The sequence below is a fragment of the Staphylococcus sp. FSL W8-1207 genome, assembly GCF_038003745.1.
Taxonomy (GTDB): Bacteria; Bacillota; Bacilli; order Staphylococcales; family Staphylococcaceae; genus Staphylococcus; species Staphylococcus equorum.
Window position 1 is genome coordinate 116,278 of record NZ_JBBOPU010000003.1, and the last position, 21,457, is coordinate 137,734.

Below are 21,457 nucleotides of genomic sequence, written 5' to 3' on the forward strand. Positions count from 1 at the left end.
CAGCTACTTCTCGTCTTTATTGCTAGTGTCTATTTCAGCTGTGTTATTTACTGTTGGTTTATTTTCAACAACACTTTGCTCTGAAGCACTATCACTAGTATTTAAATTATCGTTATGAATATCATGGCTTTCTGAAAAATCATTGACTGGATTTTGTTCGTTGCTATTTGCTTTTTCTGTATCAACTAAGTGGTTATCCTCTTCATTCACATTAGTACTGAGTGCTTTGGAGTCTTTTGAAAGATCGTTTTCTGCTGCATTAGCATCGTTAGAGATTCCGAATACTAACACGCTTCCCACTAATAATGACGCTGTGCCAACTGAAAGTTTTCTAATAGCATATTTATTCATTCTATTGGGTGTTAAATCATGATTGTTTTTCATTGCTTTCCTCCATTAATCTTAGTCGTTTGATATAATATCACAATTGTATTATTTTTTTCAGAGTTTTATATGGATTTAAATATAAAAATTAAGTTAGAAAATTATTTATTAGGTTTATGAAAATATACAATTAGAAATATTTTTAGTAACAAAAAACTATCACGCATTAGCGCAATAGTTTGAAATGTCTCATTATATTTATTTATTTTTCATTAAAATAGACCTGTTGGCTTTGTATCATAACTTACAAGTAGATTTTTAGTTTGTTGATAATGGTCTAACATCATTAAATGATTTTCTCGTCCGATACCGCTCATTTTGTATCCGCCAAAAGCAGCATGCGCTGGGTAAGTATGATAATTATTAACCCACACACGTCCTGCTTGAATTCCTCTACCAATACGATACGCAGTGTTCTGGTTTCTCGTCCAAATACCTGCTCCAAGACCATAGATAGTATCATTCGCCATTTCTAGAGCTTCTTCATTTGTTTTAAAAGTTGCAACAGATAATACCGGACCAAATATTTCTTCTTGGAAAATACGCATACTTTGGTCACCTTTGAATATCGTTGGTTCAATATAAAATCCATTTTCTAAATTCTCGTTTTCTTGTCTAACATTTCCACCTACAAGAATTTCAGCGCCTTCTTCTTTACCAATATCTAAGTATTTTTTGATTTTTTCTTGTTGTTCGTTTGAAGTTTGTGCACCAACCATTGTGGTTTCATCTAAAGGATTTCCTAATTTTATTTTATTAACTTTTTCTATACATAAAGCTATGAATTTTTCATAGATATCTTCATGAATCAGTGCTCTTGAAGGACATGTGCATACTTCACCTTGATTTAGTGCAAACATGACTAAACCTTCTACAGCCTTTTCTAAAAATTCATCATCTTCATCCATAATATCTTTGAAGAATACATTCGGTGATTTACCGCCCAGTTCAAGTGTAACTGGTATAACATTGTCACTAGCATTCTTCATAATAATTTTTCCAGTTGTTGTTTCACCTGTAAACGCAACTTTATTTATGTTTTTATGCGTCGCTAACGCCTCACCAGTCTCATTTCCGAAACCATTTACTATATTGAGCACACCTTCTGGTAGAATATCTTCTATCACTTCAATAAAATGTAAAATCGATACCGGCGTTTGCTCTGCGGGCTTTAGTACTACTGTATTACCTGTTACAATCGCTGGCGCAATTTTCCAAGTTGCCATAAGTAAAGGGAAATTCCAAGGAATAATTTGTCCAATTACGCCTAATGGTTCTTTGTAATGATATGCAACTGTATCATTATCTATTTGTGAAATGCCGCCTTCTTCTGCACGAATCACACCTGCAAAATACCTAAAATGATCTACTACTAATGGTAAATCTGCTGTAAGTGTTTCTCTCACTGGCTTTCCATTATCAAACGTTTCTATCACTGCTAAATATTCTAAATTTTCTTCAATACGATCAGCTATATCTAATAATAACTGTGATCTTTCAGATAATGATTTTTTACCCCATTCTACTTGCGCTTTCTGGGCAGCTTCAACAGCTAAGTCCACATCTTTTTGTGTAGACTTAGGTATCTTGGCATAACTTTCACCTGTAACTGGTGAAATATTATCAAAATAGTTCCCTTCTTGTGGTTCAGTCCATTTTCCACCTATAAAATTAGCATATTTCGATTTTACTTTGTATTTTGCATCTTCTTGATTTGGATTTGTATATATCACTGTAAAACCTCCTTTATTGAGTCTAATACCCTCAAAAAAATAAAGTAAGCGCTTTCCTATATAATGTTTTAATTTTGATAAGAAAAGGCTCTCCACCCTTAATGGATGAAGAGCCTTTACAATATCACTTTGATTATGACATTTTGTTTTCGTCTTCTTCTTTTTTTCTACGACGCATCACAAGCAATAGTAAGCCGCCTAAACCTGCAATTAATGTGCCGAATAAAGTGCTATTACGTGTTTCATCTTGACCTGTTTCCGGCAATTCATTTTCTGAATTAAGTTTGTTGCTATGAGCACGTTTTGATTCACCTTTGTTAATGCTTGAATTAGTGGTGTTTTTATTCACAGTAGAATTGCTGTTAGTTTTTTCTATTGTTGAATTCTCTTGTGACATTATATCTAGTGATTTGCTTTGAGTTTCTTCTTTACTTGATGTTTCGTTTGTATTTGATTTTTCACCTATACTTGCTGTTTGTTCTGTTTTTGGTGTTTTACCTGTATTTGGCGTTTCACCTGCATTTGGCGTTTCACCTGCATTTAGCGTTTCACCTGTATTTGGTGTTTCACCTGTATTTGGCGTTTCACCTGTATTTGGCGTTTCACCTGCATTTGGCGTTTCACCTGTATTTGGCGTTTCACCTGTATTTGGCATTTCACCTGTATTTGGCATTTCACCTGTATTTGGCGTTTCACCTGTATTTGGCGTTTCTTCTTTATTAATAACTATAACTTTAGTACTTTCAGAAATATTTCCATCTTTATCGGTTGAAGTAACGGTGATTTCTTCTCCGCCTACTAAATCAATGTTTGATGGAATATCTATTGTATAGTTACCATCTTCATCTGTTGTGCCTGTTACTGTTGTGCCGTCTGGGAATGTTACGGTTACTTCTGAATTTGGTTCGGCTGTGCCACTAACTTGTGTATCTTCACTCATTACTTCTTCCACCGTTGGTGCTTCTGGTGCTGTCACATCAGTTACTGTTGTTGTCGCCTCTTCAGATATGTTACCTGCATTATCTTTTGAAGTCGCAGTAATTTCTTCTCCACCTTCTAGCTCAACATTTTCTGGAATATCTATTATATAGTTACCTTCTTCATCTGTTGTGCCTGTTACTGTTGTGCCATCTGGGAATGTTACAGTTACTTCTGAATTTGGTTCAGCTGTGCCACTGACTTGTGTATCTTCACTTGTTAACTCTTCCACCGTTGGTGCTTCTGGTGCTGTCACATCAGTTACTGTTGTTGTCGCCTCTTCAGATATGTTACCTGCATTATCTTTTGAAGTCGCGGTAACTTCTTCTCCGCCTTCTAGCTCAACATTTTCTGGAATATCTATTATATAGTTACCCTCTTCATCTGTTGTGCCTGTTACTGTTGTACCATCTGGGAATGTTACGGTTACTTCTGAATTTGGTTCTGCTGTACCACTGACTTGTGTATCTTCACTCGTTACTTCTTCCACCGTTGGTGTCTCGGGTGCAGTGATATCAGTAACGATTGTTGTTGCTGTTTCAGATATATTACCTGCATCGTCTTTAGACGTCGCTGTGATTGATTCGCCACCTTCAAGTATTACACCATCTGGTATATCAATAATATAATTACCATTACTATCTGTAGTTATCGCAGTGTATCCTCCACCAGGAAAATTAATTCTAACTGAAGTTCCTGGTTCTGCCGTCCCACTCACCTGTGTATCCTCGCTCGTAACAGTATTAATTATTGGAGCGTCAGGTGCGGTTGCATCTGTAACCGTTATTGTTTTAGATGAATCACTTATCTTACCATTTTCACTAGCAGTTGAAGTCAACACTGTACCTGCTTCTAGTGGATTAGATAATGTAATACTACCTGAAGTAGTGTCATTTGCTATTTTCACTGTTCCTATTACATTGTTGTGGTTGTCAGTAACAGTTACTGTTGACCCTGTAGCACCATGAACAACAATGACTGTATCATTATCATCTACTGGATCAATCGTTGGTGTGGGGACTATAGTATTATCTATAATATTAAATTTACTTACTTCATCATTAGCATAATTTGGTGAATCAATCGCAATTGTATATTCTCCTGCGGGCGAGCTAGGTATAACAATAGCAAATGATCCATCGCTGTTTACAGTTGCACTGCCAATGATCTGATTATCCGCATTAATCACTTTTGCAGTTTGTGAAACTGCTCCTTCTTTTAATGGGACTGATCCACTTACTATAGTATCTGCCATGTTAATATCTGCAACTACTGGTAAACCTACCAGTGGAGATGTTTTGTAATTGACTACTTCATCACCATCATTTTTCCCATCAGCATCAGTATCTAAAACTTCAGCATTACTCAATGATACTTGACGCTCATACCTATCTAACAGACCATCTTTATCATAATCTTGTAATGCTAATGTTGAAGTGCCCATTGTATTATTGATAAGCATTCCACCGTTATCAGTTAAATATCCTGCAAATGTGAAATCTTCTTTTTGCTTAGTTGTTTCACTAATTAAGTTACCTGCAGAATCATACAATGCTTCTTTAGTTAAAATATTATTCACGCTTTGGTTTAATTTCAAAACTATTCTCATACCTACAGTTTCTGGCAAGCTATTATTGAATGATATAAGGTCATTCAAATTTTCACTTGTGATTTTACCATTACCTATTGTGTCTAGTGTTAAATCTGCTACTTTATTAGAAGCATAATAAGTTTTATCAAACCCAGCTAAACCAGCGTAATCATACGTGTGTAATTCTGCACTCTCAATGTAAGGTAATAAGTCCTTATCAATTTGATAATTGTATGACCATTGTTTATTTCCAGCAGTATTGTAACTAAAAATGCCATCTTTCATAACTTGTTGGTCTATTATAATGCCACCATTATTACCGATATCTGAATTAAACACCGCAGAGCCACTACTTGATGTAAATGATTTACTATTTGCAGTGGATATCTTATTTTGCAGCTGTATTAAATCTGAGTCAGCATTTGTTAAGAAATATCCACTACTTTCGGTAGTACGTACAATTTTATTTTCACTAGAATCTCTCACAAACATTTGGTAATTTAATTTATTGTTACTTAAATCTCCAGCCTCATTAATTATATTTCTAACTGTATCATCTAAATAAATCTTACCGTTTTCAGCTGAATATTGACTTAATATTTCAGCACCACCAAATAGCCCATTATTAGCTCTGATAAAATTGACTTCCCACGTATTGGTTAAATTACCTTGGTCGTCAGTTAAACGTACAAATTCTACTGGATTACTACGGTTGGCAGGATTTACTGATATTTTAGTAACGTGCTTAGCAATAATTGGATCTAACTTCAAATCAATCTTATATCTATCACCAGAGTTTGAACCTGACATATAGCTATCAATATTAAAATCTATTTCCTTGCTGTCTAAAGCACCTTGTGAAGATAATGTTTTAGGATCAAATATTAAACTCGCAAATGTATAGTTGTCTACGTAACCCAGTGATTTATCCACTTGCTCATTTGTCGCATCAGCTGTTGCTATTGCTGTTGGTGCTGCCATAGTGCGTAGCATTGTTCTTTTAGGTGTAGCTAAAATTGTATTCGCATCTTGCTCATTAGCTAATTGAATCGCTAATGCTTTTAAGATTTCATTCTTAATTTCCTCATTAGACGCTTCTTCAAAGTTAATATTTGTTTGATCTATAATTGATTTTGTTTCTTCTTCTGACAACTCACTATTTAAGAAAGTTTTAACTTCTGCTTCTATATCCGTAGTAGTTGATAATTGTTGTATCAATGCTGAGTCGGCTGTAGATTGATCAGTAGGTGTAATTTCATCATTTACATTGTCGCCATTTTCCATTTCTGTTTGATCTAAAGTTATTTCTTGTTCTGTTTGCACTTTTTCATTAATTGACTCTGTTGGTTGCTGAGAATCCTCTTCAATTTTTGTTTTCTGTTCAGTCATTTCATGCTTATTTTCATCAGTTGTTTTCGGTTCGCTTGTATTTATTTCATCATTTGTTTTCGGTTCGCTTGTATTTATTTCATCATTTGTTTTTTCTTCAATTTTTAATGTATCCGTATTTTCATTTATGTTAGGAGTTTCTGTATTTTCACTTTCTACTTTTTCATTAGTAGGTGTTTCTTCTTCAATTACATTATTTTCTGAAGTAGCTTTTTCATTAATTTCCTGATTTTTGTTGTCTGTTGAAGGTTAAATATTTGTATTTTCTTTTGTTGTCTCTACAACATTTTGCGATTCAAGAACCTTTTCTGTATTTTCACTTTCTACTTTTGATGTGTCTATATCAGAATTTTCTTCTTTACCCTCTGTATCTTTAACGTCATTTGCATTAGAAATTGGTTCTTTCTCAACATCTTGCGTTTCTGTTTCAATAGTTTTTATTTCACTTATATCTAATGCTTCCCCTTTGTTACTTCCACTATCATTAGTCTTAATCTCATCTAATTCAGCTGCTTGTGCTTCGCTTCCTACGCCGAATACTAATGTAGCTCCAATTAAAAGTGACGCCGTCCCAACTGTAAATTTCCTAATAGAATATTTGTTCATTTTATTAGGTAAAAACCCTTGTTTGTTTTTCATAATATTTCCACCTCAAAATAGATTTGTACAACTCAATATTACTCAACCATATTTTAAAACACAAGAATTATTTTAAAGTTATTATAGTACAGGACATATAAAATGATATATTTCAATGAATAAAAATAAGTTAATAGTGAATTTTAGTTGTTTCATATAGTTATATGTAAAATACACGAGAGTATTCTTCAAAACAAATGTAAGCGAAAAATTTTATTTTCCGACTTTAAAATTCAAGGGAATTTCACTAGTAGGATTGTGCTGAAGGTTTGTAGATAGTGTCTTACTTACAGATAGTCAGTGATTGTAATTCGTTTTCAAAATTATTATCAAACATAAAAAACCCTTGAAGCCAAACTGCTCCAAGGGTAAATTTGTTACTTATTATAAATTATTCAAACCAAGTTCAGCATTATTTGCTTGTCGTATTTCTTTTAATAATGCGTAATCTTCAATTAATGATTTACCATAAGATGGAATGATTTCTTTCAACTTAGGTTCCCATTCAGCCATATAATCTGGGAAGTTTTTCTCGATTACTTCTAATGCAACTGAAACCGAAGTAGAAGCACCTGGAGATTCACCTAATAATGCAATTACAGAATGGTCTTTTGAATTTACAACTTCTGTACCGAATTGAATAAATCCTCTACCGTGTTCTTTCGTATCTTTGATAACTTGAACACGTTTACCAGCTTGCATAATATCCCAATCTTCATCCTTAGCATCAGGAACAAATCGACGTAATTCTTTCATTCGATCTTCTTTTTTAGCTAATACTTCTTGAATAGAATATTTAATTAACGGGAAGTTTTTCGCCGCTGCAGCTAACATAGTGATTATATTGCTAGGATTGATTGATTTAAATAAATCTAAATTAGAACCATTTTTCAAGAATTTAGGGCCAATCGCTGCGAATGGTCCAAATAGTAATGAGTTTTCATCTTGAATATAACGTCTGTCTAAGTGAGGTACCGTCATTGGCGGTGTACCTTCAGGTTCTTTACCATAAGCTTTAACTTCGTGCTTAGCTACAACATCAGGATTATTACATACTAAGAATTCTCCTGTAATTGGGAATCCACCTAAATGTTTACTTTCTGGAATACCAGTTTTTTGTAGCATTGGAATTGCAGCACCACCTGCACCAATAAATAGATAATCAGTGATGTGATGTTCTACTTTATTAGTCTTAAGGTCTTTAATTTTAACTTCCCATTTACCATCTTTACGACGGCTGAAGTCTTGAACTTCATGTTTGTAGAAAAGTTCTGCATTTTCATGTTCGTTTAAGTTTTTAGCCATTTTTCTTGTAAGTTCACCGAAGTTAACATCTGTACCTTCGTCAATTTTACTAGCTGCAACTACTTCTTCTGGGTCGCGGCCTTCCATCATTAATGGCATCCACTCTTGTAGTTTTTTATGATCTTCTGTATATTCTATACCTTTAAACATTGATAAAGGCGCAAGTGCTTCATAACGTCTCTTCAAGAAATTCACATTTTTATCGCCTTGCACAAAACTAATATGCGGTAATGGGCGTATAAATTCTTGTGGGTCTTGAATTTGATTACTTTTTACTAAGTGAGACCAAAATTGTTTTGAAATCTCAAATTGTTCATTAATTTCTTTCGCTTTTTCTATATCGATTGAACCATCTTTTTGTTCAACTGTGTAGTTCAATTCACATAATGCGGCATGTCCAGTACCAGCATTGTGGCGTTCGTTAGAACTTTCAATTGCAGGTTTTTCGAGTCTTTCAAAAAGTTTAATATTCCATTCTGGTGCAAGATCTTTTAACATCGTACCGAATGTTGTACTTAAAACACCAGCACCAATTAAAATGACATCTTTTGAGTTAGATTCACTCATTTTTTTACCACCTCTCATAATCACTTTTTAATTAATTATATAAGATAAAACAAAGTTGTTTAGTTCTTGAGATACCGCATACATTATTTTCACTACTGTATTTATACCCTTAAAACTATTTAATTATCATATAATTGTTTTCTCGATAAATATCTCTCTCTACATATGATAAATCAACACTAAGAAAATGTAAATTGTATATTGAGAGAATGTTGTATCTAACTGAATTGTTCACTAATCATGTAAATACATTACGACAAATTAATCACCGATAATAATATTATCTATTAAACGTGCCTGACTAAATTTGACTGCTAGCGATATAAAAATTTTATCTGTAATTTCATGTTGTTCGACAAGTTGAGGATAGCTATAAATTGCCACTGTTTCTATATCCCCACTCGTATGTTGTTGTATATAATCACGCGTAGCTTCAATAATTTTCAAACTGCTTCGTTCACCTTGATTATATAATGATTGTGCTAACTGCAAACTTTTATAAAGGTGAGGCGCTTCTGCTCTTTCTTCTGACGTTAAATAAATATTACGTGAACTCTTAGCTAGACCATCCGCTTCACGAACGATGTCTACGCCTACAATATCAATTGCATGATTAAAGTCTTCAACCATTTTTTCCACTATAGCTAATTGCTGTGCATCCTTTTTTCCAAAATAAGCACGTTCTGGTTGTATAATATTGAACAGTTTATTTACTACTGTCACTACGCCGTCAAAATGCCCCGGACGTTGTGCGCCTTCTAATACTGATGCTAGACGTCCAGCCTTTACTTCAATTGTAGGTTGTTCCGGATACATTTCTTTTTCACTCGGATAAAAAATATAATCTACGCCTACTGATGACGCTTTAGTTGTGTCACTTTCAATGTCTCGAGGATACGCATCTAAATCTTCATCAGGTCCAAATTGCAGTGGATTTACAAAAACACTAATCACTGTCACGTCATTTTCAGTAATAGATTGTGACATCATTTTCAAATGGCCCTCGTGTAAAGCGCCCATCGTAGGTACAAAGCCCACTGATTTATTTGATTTTATCCATTGCTTAGACATTTCAGTCATTTCTTCTATAGTAGTAATTAACTCAGTCATTCAGACACCTCGTTCATGACCTGCTTTTTGTAAGTGTGCGCATCACTTGGAAATTGTTGTGACTTAACTTCTGTATTATATAGAGATAACGCTTGAACACCTTTTGAAAAATCACCATATTGTTTCACAAATTTTGCTTGATGGTTGACTTCATAATTTAGTAAATCATGATACACCAATACTTGACCATCTGTGCTTTTACCAGCTCCAATTCCAATAACTGGTATATCTAAATTTTTAGTGATTTTAGCAGCTAAATCGCTTGGAATTGCTTCTAGCACTAACATAACAGCACCTGCTTGTTGTACATTATATGCATCATCTATAAGTTGTTGTGCTGCTTCTTTAGTATTTGCCTGCATTTTGTACCCAGTTATACCAACACTTTGGGGTGTTAACCCAAGATGTGAAACAACTGGAATACCCACATTGCTACAACTTTCAATATATTGAGTTAAATGTGCACCTTCAGCTTTAATCGCATTCGCTTGAGTCTGCTGATATAATTTTACAGCTGTTTCTAAATCCGACTGCTCGTTTATACCCACCGCGCCAAAAGGTATATCTACAATTATAAACGTGCCTGGCGCACCTCGTCGTACTGCTTTTGCATGGTGAATCATATCGTCTACCGTCACTTGTACTGTACTATCATAACCTAAGACGGTCATCCCTAATGAATCACCAACTAATATTGTATCTATTTGTGCTGATTCAGCTTGCTTCGCACTAGGATAATCATAAGCTGTCACCATTGATATTTTATCGTTACTCTGTTTCATATCTAATAACTGATTTAATGTTTTCAATTAAAATCATCTCCGCAGTTTGTTATATTTGTATTGTTATCCATATACTAACCAATCTACTTAGAAAAGGAAATTAAAAACATGAACAAAATTGCAATAATTGGACCTGGCGCAGTAGGTAGCACGATTGCAATTGACCTTTTAACCATACATCCTGATTTACGCTTACTCGGTCGACACCATCAAACACTCACCTACTTTGCCAATAATAATACTGGACATGCACATACTTTACAGGTAACGCCATTAACAACTGATCAAAGCCACGTTGATGTTTTAATTATTGCGGTTAAAATACCTCAACTTGATGCTGTATTAAGAGAAATAAAACATTTAATCCATGAGCAAACAACTATTATACTTGCTCAAAATGGTCACGGTCAGTTGTCACGCTTTGAACACCCTCACGTATTTCAAGGTGTTGTTTATATTAGCGGACGAAAATCTGGTTCTACAGTAACGCATTATCGTGATCACAAAATCATTTTAGAAGATTCTCCAGAAACGCGTGCATTCCAAGATATTGTAGCTGGCTCTTCTTTAGAAATTGAACTCACAAACGATATTGATTATGCCATTTGGTATAAACTACTTGTTAATTTAGCTATTAATAGTGTCACAGCATTAAGTCGTCGCACTGCCGAAGTACTTCAAGTCCCAGGAATGAAACACCTTTGTAAGCAATTATTAGTTGAAGGTGTAGCCATTGCACAAGCTGAAAATATCTATTTTGGTGATGACATTATCGATGGTATTATGACGATTTACGAAGGTTATCCCAATCAAATGGGCACAAGTATGTATTACGATATCATCTCAGATAACCCATTAGAAATAGAAGGAATCCAAGGCTTTTTATTTAGAAAAGCAAAATTACATCAAGTGGATACGCCAGTACTGGATACTATTTATTCGCTGTTATTGGCACAACAAAAATAATAAGGTGCTATTTTTTAAATACGCTCTACTTGATATGCTAATATTAAAATTTATATTTCATTCGTTATCGTGCGTTTCTTTCATATTGTTATAAACGGTAATTTATTTTTATGCTGTTCATAAATAGTTCATAAAATTACTTTATATTGCAGTTATTAACAATTTGGAGGAAGAAAAAATGAAAAAATTAATGTTCAGCTCTGCCTTTTATACTTTATTAGGATTACTTAGTGGTTTGTTCTATAGAGAAATGTCAAAAGGAGAAAATTTTAGCGGTTATTCGCAATTAAATGTAACGCACACACATTTATTAGTTTTAGGTACAATTATGTTCTTGATTTTCATGGTTATCGAACATCAACTTAAATTGACTCGTAATAGTAAATTATTTAATAGTTTCTTTTATATTTTCCACTTAGGCGTATTAGTAACTGTAGCGATGCAATTTGTGAACGGTATTGCTACTATCAAAGGATTCAGTGTAAGTCCTGCAATCGCGGGCATTGCTGGTTTAGGTCACATCTTTATTTCTATCGCATTCATCTTATTCTTTGTGTTATTAAATAAAAGAATTAACGCCACTGCAGAAAAAAGAAAATAGCATAACCAAAAATCTGTTCAAGTCTCAATAATAGAAACTTGAACAGATTTTTTGTGTGTTTTTATTTTACTCCATATATAAAATTATTAAAAATTAATTCTATATTTTAATTCATTAAAATGTTAATGAATTAATTGACACTCTTGCTCACAGATTTCAGACGTGTACAATTACGAGCGAGCGCTTACATAAATCAGTATAAAAATTCATTTTATGTTAGGAGAATTAATTTGATTACAGAATTCATTGATTTCTTAGATAAAATTATATGGAGTCCTCCGTTAGTTTTTGGTTTATTAATAACAGGATTGATATTTTCACTTATTACTCGCTTCGCACAAGTGAGACAATTTAAAGAAATGTTACGTTTATTATTCAAAGGTGAAAAATCTCCACAAGGTATTTCTAGTTTTCAAGCTATTTCATTATCACTAGCTGGCAGAGTTGGCACTGGGAATATCGTTGGTGTGTCAGCTGCCATATTTATTGGCGGCCCCGGTGCAGTCTTCTGGATGTGGGTGACAGCTTTACTAGGTGCAAGCACTGCATTTGTAGAGTCTACATTGGGTCAAATATATAAACAAAAGGAAAATGGGGAATACAGAGGCGGCCCTGCTTATTACATTGAAAATGGTATTGGAGGAAAGTTCGGAAAAATATTTGCGTTAATATTTGCTATAGTGACTATTATTTCAATCGGACTTTTAATGCCAGGCGTACAGTCCAATGCAATTGCAACTTCATTACATAGTGCTTTTAGCATTCCAAAATGGGCAGTCACAATTTTTCTAGTAATATTACTATCGCTTATCATTTTTGGTGGAATTAAACGCATTGCCAGTATGGCAACAGCAATTGTCCCTTTTATGGCTATAGCTTACATTTTATTAGCTGTTATTGTAATTTTTTTAAATATTGAGGAAGTTCCTGCATTATTCGCACTTATTTTTAAATCTGCACTAGGGTTACAATCTACTTTCGGTGGAATTATTGGGGCAATGATTGAAATTGGTGTAAAACGAGGATTATATTCAAATGAAGCAGGTCAAGGGACAGGACCCCATGCAGCTTCAGCGGCAGAAGTATCTCACCCAGCAAAACAAGGGCTTGTACAAGCTTTCTCAGCTTATATAGATACTATTTTCGTCTGTACAGCTACCGAACTAATTATTTTAATTTCAGGAACTTATAATACAACAGATGGCACAGAGAATGCACAAGGACAGCCTAATTTAATTGAAGATAATGGTGTTTATGTATTAAATGCAGATGGCTCTAAAGATTTCTCTGGGACTGCCATGTATGTACAATCTGGTATCGATAAAGCATTTCAAGGCGATAGCTACCAATTTGACCCAAATTTCGCTGGATTCGGCTCTTATTTTATAGCAGTTGCATTATTTTTCTTTGCATTTACTACCATATTAGCTTATTCGTATATTACCGAAACAAATATTGCGTATCTTACTAGAAATTTGAGTGCTAAAAAATCAAATTTTTATATTACATTGACCCGTTTCCTACTTATTTTTGCCACTGCATATGGCACAATCAAGACCGCTGATGCTGCGTGGGCAATGGGCGATGTAGGTGTTGGTATGATGGCATGGCTAAATATTATAGCTATATGGATTTTATGTAAGCCCGCCTTTCGTGCTTTAAAAGATTTTGAAAATCAGAAAAAATCGAAAGGCTCTGGCAGCTTAGCTGTTTATAAACCCACGCAACAAGATGCTCCTAATGCATATTTTTGGTTTAACAGAGAAAAAAATAAAGACAATTTTCATAAAAAAGAATAATAAATCTTTTACACACAGTTATATTATTTTATAACAAAACCCATGCCCTCTACTATGTAGAGAAACATGGGTTTTAATTTATTGATAGTCAATAACCATAGATATTAGGGTCATATTTTCTCCATTATTAACATAACTATGAGAGATGTCTGATCTGAACCTCAAAGCATCGCCTTCGCCTAAATGAAGCGTTTCATGTTCTAAATGCATTTCTAATTGTCCATCAATTACAATAATTGATTCCTCTGAACCGGATAAATGGGGTTCGGCATCTAATGTTGCTCCTGGATCAAGCTCAACGTAAAAGAATTCAAAGGACTTACTCTTTTCAAATGGAAAATATGGATAAACACGATATTTCCCCTCATCTTCAGTAACAGGTACAACATCTTCTTTTTTTAACTGTGTATAATCTGACTCTGCCTCATTCATTAAACTACTAAACGATAATTTTAAACCATTACTAATTTTCCAAACGGTATTTATTGAAGGAATCGTATTACCTTTTTCAATTTCATTCAATGAAGATGTGCTCACCCCTGTGAGCTTTGATAATTTGTCCAAGCTAATCTTATTTTTCTTTCTATATAAGTAAATATTCTTAGCTACTATTTTATGAAATTCCATTATTATGCCCCTTTTACATTGACTTTCCTGTTTAATGGATATAAAATCCTTTTAAAAGGAAATATCCTATTGAGCGGAAGTTTTATATTTATATTTCCATAATACAGGATAATGAAGGGAGAATGCAATTTGTTTATATCATTTGTTTTTTATACTTTTTTTATGAGTTATACACCTGGACCAAATAACTTATTAGCATTAGATGGCGCTTTAAAATTAGATCTTAAAGGCACTGCGAAATTCTTAATTGGTATTGGATTAGGTTTTTTAACACTTTCCATGATTTGCTTATTATTTAGTGAGTATATGGCTGCTTACTTTTCGAGTTTTATATTTGTAATTAAAATAGTGGGATTTATTTACTTATTGTATCTTGCTTATTCTGTATTTAAACACAATGCTAAAGACGCTCAACAAAGCAATACGTATCGTATGAGAGATGGTTTGCTTCTTCAATATATGAATCCTAAAACAATCGTTTATGTACTTACTGCAATCGTGACCTATGTAACTACTCAAAATATAAGTTTTCTTGCTACACTCAGTTATACAATTATCATTGCACTTATTGGTGTTTCAGGTGCAGTTGCCTGGGCAGTTATGGGACTTTGCTTTAAAAAACTTCTATTAAAATATGAATTTATCTATAAAGTTAGTATGTCTGCATGTCTTGTAGTTTTAGCATTTATGATGATTTTAGAATAATTATTATCTAATTGAACTTCATTAGTTTTTTTCGGAATTTAGTTTTTAAATATCATTATTAGGGAATAAAGCAAACAGAGGTGATTTATATATGGATAATACTAATTTAACTAACAAGATTAATGAAATACTTAATACATCACGTGTCGGAGTGCTATCTACCGCATATAATAATGTGCCTAACAGTAGATATATGATTTTTTATAATGACGGTAACACGCTTTATACAAAAACAAATGTTAACTCAATAAAAATTGACGAAATTGAGTCAAATCCACGTGCACATATTTTAATTGGTTACGATGACACAAATAATCGTAGTTTTCTAGAAATTGATGCCACATTATCAATTGCTCAAGACCAAGAAACAATTGATTGGTTATGGCAAAATCAAGACAAATCGTTTTTCGATAACAAAACTGACCCAGAATTATGCGTAGTTAAAGCTCAGCCACAATCTATTAAGATAATGAATGATAAAACATTAGATGAACCACAAACTATTAATTTTGAAGATTAATTTTCAAAGCACTTGTATAAGCAATGCTTATACAAGTGTTTTGTCTTTCATTAAATAATCTACGATTCAAGATACACTGTCTTTTTTACATAGAAAATGAATACATCTTATTTTTAATAGGTTATGATAGAAGTAAGCTTTATAAAACAAGTAAGTTGAAAATGAATTTTTTAATTTATATAAATATAATCGCAATTAACACATAGGAGGTAATTTATGTTTTTAGCATGGAATGAAATTAAGCGTAACAAGTTGAAATTCAGCTTGATTATCGGTGTCTTAATTATGATCAGTTACCTACTTTTCCTTTTATCCGGCTTAGCAAGCGGTCTGATGAATATGAATAGAGAAGGCATCGATAAATGGCAAGCCGATGCTATTGTATTAAATAAAGATGCAAATGAAACTGTAGAACAGTCTTCGTTCAATAAAGATGATGTCAGAAATACATATGATAAACAAACGACTTTAAAACAGACTGGTGTTATCGCTTCTAATGGTAATGCAGAAGAAAATGCCTTACTATTTGGTGTCACTTCTGATTCTTTCCTAGTACCTGATATGATAGAAGGCAAAAAAGTAAAATCTGACAATGAAGTAGTGGCGGATGAAACTTTAAAAGATAAAGGGTTTAAAATAGGAGATAAATTATCGTTATCACAATCAGATGAAAAATTGGAAATTGTAGGCTTTAGTGAAAGTGCTAAATACAATGCCTCGCCAGTCCTATTTTCTAATAATAGTACAATACAAAAAATTAACCCTTCATTGGATAAAGATACAACCAATGCGGTCGTGGTCAAAGATAAAAATTGGAATAAGCAAGATTTAAATAGTGATTTAGAAGCTATAGAAATTGAAAGTTTCGTTGAAAATTTACCAGGTTATCAAGCTCAAAACTTAACTTTAAACTTTATGATCACGTTCTTATTTATTATTTCTGCAACAGTGATTGGCATTTTTTTATATGTCATTACGTTACAAAAAACAAATTTATTCGGTGTATTAAAGGCACAAGGTTTCACAAATGGATATTTAGCAAAAGTTGTATTATCACAAACATTCATCATTGCAATGATTGGTACATTAATTGGACTGGCGCTAACTTTACTGACCGGCGCCTTTTTACCAAGTGTAGTCCCGGTTAAATTTGATGTTACTACATTATTAGTATACGGCGTCGTCCTTATCATAGTTTCTCTATTAGGTAGCCTCTTCTCGATATTGACGATTAGAAAAGTAGATCCACTCAAGGCAATAGGATAAATAGGAGTGTATAATAAATGCTAGAATTTAAAAACGTCACTAAAAGCTTTAAAGACGGGAATCAAACAATTGAAGCTGTAAAACCTACATCTTTAAAATTTAATAAAAATGAACTAATTGCCATTATCGGACCCTCTGGTTCTGGAAAAAGTACGTTTCTAACAATGGCCGGCGCATTACAAACACCTACATCTGGTGAAATTATCATCAATGATAAACACGTTTCTCAACTGTCGTTAAAAGAATTAGCAAAAACGAGGATGCAAGAAATTGGTTTTATTCTTCAAGCTACGAATCTTGTACCATTTCTAAATGTAAAACAGCAATTTAAGTTACTACAAAAACAGAAAAAAGATGTGCTAGATGAAGCAAGTTATAATCAACTTGTTAAGCAACTAGATATTGCGGTGCTTGAGAATAAACTTCCAAGTGAAATATCTGGTGGACAAAAGCAACGCGTTGCGATTGCTAAAGCACTTTATACAAAACCATCAATTATTCTAGCTGATGAACCAACCGCTTCATTAGACACGAATAATGCAATGGAAGTAATGAAAATTTTGAAAGAACAAACGATGGAACAAAACAAAACTTGTATCGTCGTTACGCATGATGAGCGACTAACAGAGTATTGTGATAGCGTATATCACATGGAAGATGGTATGCTTACGCTGACTCAGGACAACAAATCATAATAAAATCCCTTCATAGCAATCACATTCAAGTGATTGTTTATGAAGGGATTTTTTATTTTGGTTAACAATTAATATCATATAATTAAATTTGTGATTAATATTAAGATAAGACCTACCACAGATAAGATAGACTCTAATAGCGTCCATGTTAAAAATGTTTCTTTCATAGTTAAACCAAAGTATTCTTTGAACATCCAGAAACCTGCGTCATTAACATGAGAACAGAAAATACTTCCTGCCCCAATTGCTAATACTACTAAGGAAATATTCACATCTGCTGTTTGCAATAATGGTAATACAATTCCTACTGAAGAAATCGCTGCTACTGTTGTAGAGCCTAATGCTGTACGTAATAAAGCAGCGGCCAACCACGCAAGAATAATCGGTGACATTTCTGTGCCTTTAAATATTTCTGATATAGTGTCACCAACACCGCCATCGATCAATATTTGCTTGAATGTTCCTCCACCACCAATGATAAGTATTAACATAGCAATTGGTGTAATTGCGTTAGCAACAGTGTCCATAATTTCCTTCATTGTTTGTTTACGTCTAATTCCCATTGTATATATCGCAAACAACACAGCGATAAGCATTGCAGTTACAGAAGTACCAATAAAGTAAATAAAACCTTCAAATCCTTTGGCGTTACCATCATCATTACCCGTAATGAGTTGTACCACTGTCGCCAATAACATCAATATAACTGGAGCAAGTGCTGTTAGTAGACTAATACCAAAACTAGGTAATTGATCTTGATCGTATTCCTTCATTTCTCCAACTGCTGCTTGATTACCTTCTCTTTTAAAAGCTTCTGGTGTCAGTTTATGTGCAATTAAAGGAAATGTTCCGCCAACAATAATCGCTAACGGAATTCCAATAATGATTCCATACATTAGCACATAACCAATATTTGCATTAACAGCTTCGGAAATCGCTACAGGACCTGGATGAGGTGGTAAAAATCCATGTGTTATAGCAATTGATGTTGCCATTGGTAAGCCGACTTTTAAATTCGATATTTCCATTCTTTTTGCTAATGTAAATACTAATGGAATTAATAATACAAACGCTACCTCTAAAAATAACGAAATACCAATAATAAATGAAGCAATAATCATAGCCCAGGTCACATATTTTTCGCCAAAAACGTTTATAAGTGTGTCTGCAATACGTGTTGCTCCACCACCGTCAGATAACAGTTTTCCTAAAATGGACCCGAGACCAAAGATAATTGCAATATGTCCTAAAGTATCGCCCATCCCTTTTTCAATAGTAGTGACAATCGTGTCTAAAGGCATACCTAGCAAGATACCTGTTACCATTGAAGTAATGATTAATGCAATAAATGTATTTAATTTAAGCCAAATAATTAACATTAATAATATAAGTACCCCTATTACTACAGCAATTAATGGCCACATTTCTCCCATCATTTTATCTCCCTACCTTCTAATTCTCTTTTATACTACTGTTCATTTTGTATACATTTGTTAACGTATTAGTACTACCAATATTTCCCGGGAAAATAACATAAGGCATATTAGAATACTTTGCTTCTTCACCAGTCAGCCACACAGGTACGCCTTGCGTTATTTGCCCAATTACTTGTGCTTTTTTAATTTCCAATCCTTTAGTGGCAACATCACTAGAAGTGATTCCGCCTTTGGCAATAATAAACTTTGGTTTTATGCTTAAGCCCCTTACAATTTCTACCAAAGCATTTGAAATATTTGTAGAAATCCCTAAATTATTTGTTAAATCTTCAGTCTTAATAACATCTCTAGAAGTATAAACAACCACATCTTTACTATTTTTAATTAATGCTTCTACTTCTTGAATTCTTTCGTCTATATATACGTTTAAATCTGCTTTAGTAACTGATTTAACATCAAATTCAATTGGTGTGATATGAGTGTTGTTTAGTAAATGGTGTAATTGTGATGATGTTTTTTTCACATGTGATCCAACGATAATCAAACCGCCATGGTTATTATTACTAAACTGATTTAGATTAATGATTTCACCTGGAGTCTGACACATCGATTTCACAAACGATGCAGCTGTTCTAAACATAAATTTCTTATCATCATTCGCTAAAAATGCTGTTAAACAAGATACAAAATAATCCATATCTTCATCATTTAATGCATCTACCACGACTGCATCAAAGTTTGATACTGCGTGAAATGTTTGTAATATACTTTCTTTATTTCTTTCTCTTATTTGAGATAACGTAATATGGTATACATTTTCAGCTTTAACGTCACCAAAACTCTTCTCTTCTATAAAATCTGCCATCGTTTGGGATTCAAAACCAAATGTAGTATCATTTGCAAATTCACTTTCAGAAACAGGAGTGTATTTCCCATCTTCTTTAAGATAATGGACGCCGTTATATGTATACCTCTCACCTTCAAAAAATTCAGGTAAATAAAACACCGCATCAAATGCTTTTTCTGAGGCATCACTTAAGACCTTAGGTTCTAAATAAAAGTGACCTCTTAGAGTGGAATCGCCCCTACTAATTACAATAAAAGGGTAGTCTAAACGTCGAGAAACCAATTCTATATTTCGACTAATTTCCTGATGCAATTTTGTCGTTTCTTGTTCATTCAATGCTCTAGAATTAGTTAATATATAAAACATATGATTCTCTTGGTTAAATCCATCTTCAATTAAATCTTCCGACCAATCTGTATACACAGGTAAGTCTTTAACTGTTTGTGTACCAGTTGGATCATCATCCAAAACTATGATTTTATATTTAAAGTCATCCAATTGCTTATGAATCTCGTCATTGTTTGTTTGATTAATTAAATCTTCAGTTAGCACTTTCTCACCTCATCTATATATTATTAATTTTTTCAAAATATTTTATAATACCAGAATGATCATTTGTACCATTCCCTTGGGCTACTTCTGATTTATATATTTCTTTGACTTGATTTGCTAAAGGTAGTGTTAGTCCAACTGTATCTGCTGTCGAACTTACATTCTTCATATCTTTCAGGTTTATATTAAGTGTGCCACCAGGTTGATAATCTTCTTCAATCATCTTAGGAAATTTTGCTTCCATAACATTTGAACCTGCAAGGCCATCTTTAATTGCTTCATGCATGCTTTCTAAGTCAATATCAAATTTTTTCGCAAGTACAACTGCTTCAGAAAGTGCTGCAATATTTGTATTTACTATAATCTGATTAGCCAGTTTAACAACACTTCCTGCACCGACATCACCGACTCTTATCACAGATTTTGCAATAGGTTTTAGAACGCTCTGAACGATTTCTAAATCTGATTCATCACAACCAATCATGACTGAGAGTTCACCAGTAATTGCTAATGGCTCACCGCCACTTACAGGTGCATCTATATATTTAATTTGCTTTTCTTTCAAAACTTTACTTATCTCTAACGACTCATTTGGCGTTAACGAACTTGTATCAACGACTGTCTGAACACTAATATCTGACTGATTTAAAATTGCATCTTTTCCGCTGTATAAAACTGCTTTTACAATTTCACCATTAGGTAATGAAGTAATAATGTGATCTACTTCTTGAGCCATTTGTTTTACAGATACTGCTTGTGCCCCCTCATTAATAGCTTCTGCTTCTGCTTCTTTATTCAAATCATTAACGAGAACCGTCACATTCTCTTTCAAGTAATTCTTAACCATTGGTTTTCCCATTATACCGAGACCAATAAATCCTATTTTCATAAATTACACCCTCCTGAAAACGTTTACAAACATTATTGTATACTAAAACAGTTAAAATGTATACATTTATACAAAG

18 protein-coding genes are annotated in these 21,457 nt (G+C 33.4%); 7 read left to right on the plus strand and 11 right to left on the minus strand.

What is annotated here, in order from left to right:
- Positions 1-3: 3 nt before the first annotated feature.
- The 7 genes from NSR03_RS12420 to panB form a co-directional block, all read right to left on the minus strand.
- Positions 4-384, minus strand: coding sequence for a YSIRK-type signal peptide-containing protein (locus NSR03_RS12420; RefSeq protein ID WP_069821110.1), 381 nt, complete (start codon positions 382-384; stop codon positions 4-6).
- Positions 385-596: 212 nt separating this feature from the next.
- On the minus strand, positions 597-2,117 hold the full coding sequence (gene exaC, locus NSR03_RS12425; protein ID WP_056936011.1) for an acetaldehyde dehydrogenase ExaC: 1,521 nt from the start codon (positions 2,115-2,117) through the stop codon (positions 597-599).
- Positions 2,118-2,250: 133 nt separating this feature from the next.
- On the minus strand, positions 2,251-6,075 hold the full coding sequence (locus NSR03_RS12430) for an Ig-like domain-containing protein (RefSeq protein ID WP_340719238.1): 3,825 nt from the start codon (positions 6,073-6,075) through the stop codon (positions 2,251-2,253).
- A 249-nt stretch (positions 6,076-6,324) separates the two neighbouring features.
- On the minus strand, positions 6,325-6,714 hold the full coding sequence (locus NSR03_RS12435) for a YSIRK-type signal peptide-containing protein (RefSeq protein WP_141714498.1): 390 nt from the start codon (positions 6,712-6,714) through the stop codon (positions 6,325-6,327).
- A gap of 384 nt (positions 6,715-7,098) precedes the next feature.
- On the minus strand, positions 7,099-8,604 hold the full coding sequence (mqo, locus tag NSR03_RS12440) for a malate dehydrogenase (quinone) (protein ID WP_303660281.1): 1,506 nt from the start codon (positions 8,602-8,604) through the stop codon (positions 7,099-7,101).
- A gap of 243 nt (positions 8,605-8,847) precedes the next feature.
- Positions 8,848-9,696, minus strand: a complete 849-nt coding sequence (gene panC, locus NSR03_RS12445) for a pantoate--beta-alanine ligase (RefSeq protein ID WP_002511648.1) — start codon at positions 9,694-9,696, stop codon at positions 8,848-8,850.
- Positions 9,693-10,505: a 3-methyl-2-oxobutanoate hydroxymethyltransferase gene (panB, locus tag NSR03_RS12450; protein WP_069821112.1), complete on the minus strand. Its 813-nt coding sequence runs from the start codon at positions 10,503-10,505 to the stop codon at positions 9,693-9,695. The genes panC and panB overlap by 4 nt, the downstream gene beginning before the upstream one ends.
- Positions 10,506-10,586: 81 nt before the next feature.
- Between panB and NSR03_RS12455 the strand changes: the two genes are divergently transcribed.
- From NSR03_RS12455 to NSR03_RS12465, 3 genes are all read left to right on the plus strand, one after another.
- Positions 10,587-11,444, plus strand: coding sequence for an oxidoreductase (locus NSR03_RS12455; protein WP_069821113.1), 858 nt, complete (start codon positions 10,587-10,589; stop codon positions 11,442-11,444).
- Between the two features lie 178 nt (positions 11,445-11,622).
- Positions 11,623-12,045 (plus strand): DUF2871 domain-containing protein, encoded by a 423-nt coding sequence (locus NSR03_RS12460; RefSeq protein WP_046465781.1) that lies wholly within the window; start codon positions 11,623-11,625, stop codon positions 12,043-12,045.
- Between the two features lie 230 nt (positions 12,046-12,275).
- Positions 12,276-13,844 (plus strand): alanine/glycine:cation symporter family protein, encoded by a 1,569-nt coding sequence (locus tag NSR03_RS12465; RefSeq protein ID WP_069821114.1) that lies wholly within the window; start codon positions 12,276-12,278, stop codon positions 13,842-13,844.
- Positions 13,845-13,922: 78 nt separating this feature from the next.
- On the opposite strand, the gene NSR03_RS12470 is transcribed toward NSR03_RS12465, so the two are convergent.
- The gene (locus NSR03_RS12470) at positions 13,923-14,471 is read right to left on the minus strand and encodes a helix-turn-helix domain-containing protein (protein WP_021338902.1); all 549 of its coding nucleotides are present in this window, start codon (positions 14,469-14,471) and stop codon (positions 13,923-13,925) included.
- Between the two features lie 162 nt (positions 14,472-14,633).
- Between NSR03_RS12470 and NSR03_RS12475 the strand changes: the two genes are divergently transcribed.
- The 4 genes from NSR03_RS12475 to NSR03_RS12490 all read left to right on the plus strand — a co-directional run bounded on the left by NSR03_RS12475 (position 14,634) and on the right by NSR03_RS12490 (position 17,657).
- Complete coding sequence (locus NSR03_RS12475; RefSeq protein ID WP_285336383.1) at positions 14,634-15,176, plus strand: LysE family transporter; 543 nt, start codon at positions 14,634-14,636, stop codon at positions 15,174-15,176.
- Positions 15,177-15,267: 91 nt separating this feature from the next.
- A complete protein-coding gene (locus NSR03_RS12480) occupies positions 15,268-15,696 on the plus strand; it encodes a pyridoxamine 5'-phosphate oxidase family protein (protein ID WP_021338904.1) in 429 nt (142 codons plus the stop codon).
- Between the two features lie 216 nt (positions 15,697-15,912).
- Complete coding sequence (locus NSR03_RS12485; RefSeq protein WP_021338905.1) at positions 15,913-16,962, plus strand: ABC transporter permease; 1,050 nt, start codon at positions 15,913-15,915, stop codon at positions 16,960-16,962.
- 17 nt (positions 16,963-16,979) lie between these two features.
- Positions 16,980-17,657, plus strand: coding sequence for an ABC transporter ATP-binding protein (locus NSR03_RS12490; protein ID WP_002506461.1), 678 nt, complete (start codon positions 16,980-16,982; stop codon positions 17,655-17,657).
- A gap of 74 nt (positions 17,658-17,731) precedes the next feature.
- Here the strand turns inward: NSR03_RS12490 and NSR03_RS12495 are convergent, their stop codons facing one another.
- Genes NSR03_RS12495 through NSR03_RS12505 form a run of 3 tightly spaced genes read right to left on the minus strand, consistent with a single transcriptional unit; the run spans position 17,732 to position 21,381 of the window.
- Complete coding sequence (locus NSR03_RS12495; RefSeq protein WP_031265934.1) at positions 17,732-19,093, minus strand: gluconate:H+ symporter; 1,362 nt, start codon at positions 19,091-19,093, stop codon at positions 17,732-17,734.
- Between the two features lie 16 nt (positions 19,094-19,109).
- A complete protein-coding gene (locus tag NSR03_RS12500) occupies positions 19,110-20,492 on the minus strand; it encodes a four-carbon acid sugar kinase family protein (RefSeq protein ID WP_021338907.1) in 1,383 nt (460 codons plus the stop codon).
- A gap of 13 nt (positions 20,493-20,505) precedes the next feature.
- Positions 20,506-21,381: an NAD(P)-binding domain-containing protein gene (locus NSR03_RS12505; protein WP_021338908.1), complete on the minus strand. Its 876-nt coding sequence runs from the start codon at positions 21,379-21,381 to the stop codon at positions 20,506-20,508.
- Positions 21,382-21,457: the final 76 nt, after the last annotated feature.

Excerpts from the sequence above, each read along its gene's own strand:
- NSR03_RS12420 (WP_069821110.1), bottom strand. The coding sequence starts at position 384 with ATGAAAAACAATCATGATTTAACACCCAATAGAATGAATAAATATGCT.
- NSR03_RS12430 (WP_340719238.1), bottom strand. The coding sequence starts at position 6,075 with ATGACTGAACAGAAAACAAAAATTGAAGAGGATTCTCAGCAACCAACA.
- NSR03_RS12435 (WP_141714498.1), bottom strand. The coding sequence starts at position 6,714 with ATGAAAAACAAACAAGGGTTTTTACCTAATAAAATGAACAAATATTCT.
- mqo (WP_303660281.1), bottom strand. The coding sequence starts at position 8,604 with ATGAGAGGTGGTAAAAAAATGAGTGAATCTAACTCAAAAGATGTCATT.
- panC (WP_002511648.1), bottom strand. The coding sequence starts at position 9,696 with ATGACTGAGTTAATTACTACTATAGAAGAAATGACTGAAATGTCTAAG.
- NSR03_RS12455 (WP_069821113.1), top strand. The coding sequence starts at position 10,587 with ATGAACAAAATTGCAATAATTGGACCTGGCGCAGTAGGTAGCACGATT.
- NSR03_RS12460 (WP_046465781.1), top strand. The coding sequence starts at position 11,623 with ATGAAAAAATTAATGTTCAGCTCTGCCTTTTATACTTTATTAGGATTA.
- NSR03_RS12470 (WP_021338902.1), bottom strand. The coding sequence starts at position 14,471 with ATGGAATTTCATAAAATAGTAGCTAAGAATATTTACTTATATAGAAAG.
- NSR03_RS12475 (WP_285336383.1), top strand. The coding sequence starts at position 14,634 with ATGAGTTATACACCTGGACCAAATAACTTATTAGCATTAGATGGCGCT.
- NSR03_RS12480 (WP_021338904.1), top strand. The coding sequence starts at position 15,268 with ATGGATAATACTAATTTAACTAACAAGATTAATGAAATACTTAATACA.
- NSR03_RS12485 (WP_021338905.1), top strand. The coding sequence starts at position 15,913 with ATGTTTTTAGCATGGAATGAAATTAAGCGTAACAAGTTGAAATTCAGC.
- NSR03_RS12490 (WP_002506461.1), top strand. The coding sequence starts at position 16,980 with ATGCTAGAATTTAAAAACGTCACTAAAAGCTTTAAAGACGGGAATCAA.
- NSR03_RS12495 (WP_031265934.1), bottom strand. The coding sequence starts at position 19,093 with ATGATGGGAGAAATGTGGCCATTAATTGCTGTAGTAATAGGGGTACTT.
- NSR03_RS12505 (WP_021338908.1), bottom strand. The coding sequence starts at position 21,381 with ATGAAAATAGGATTTATTGGTCTCGGTATAATGGGAAAACCAATGGTT.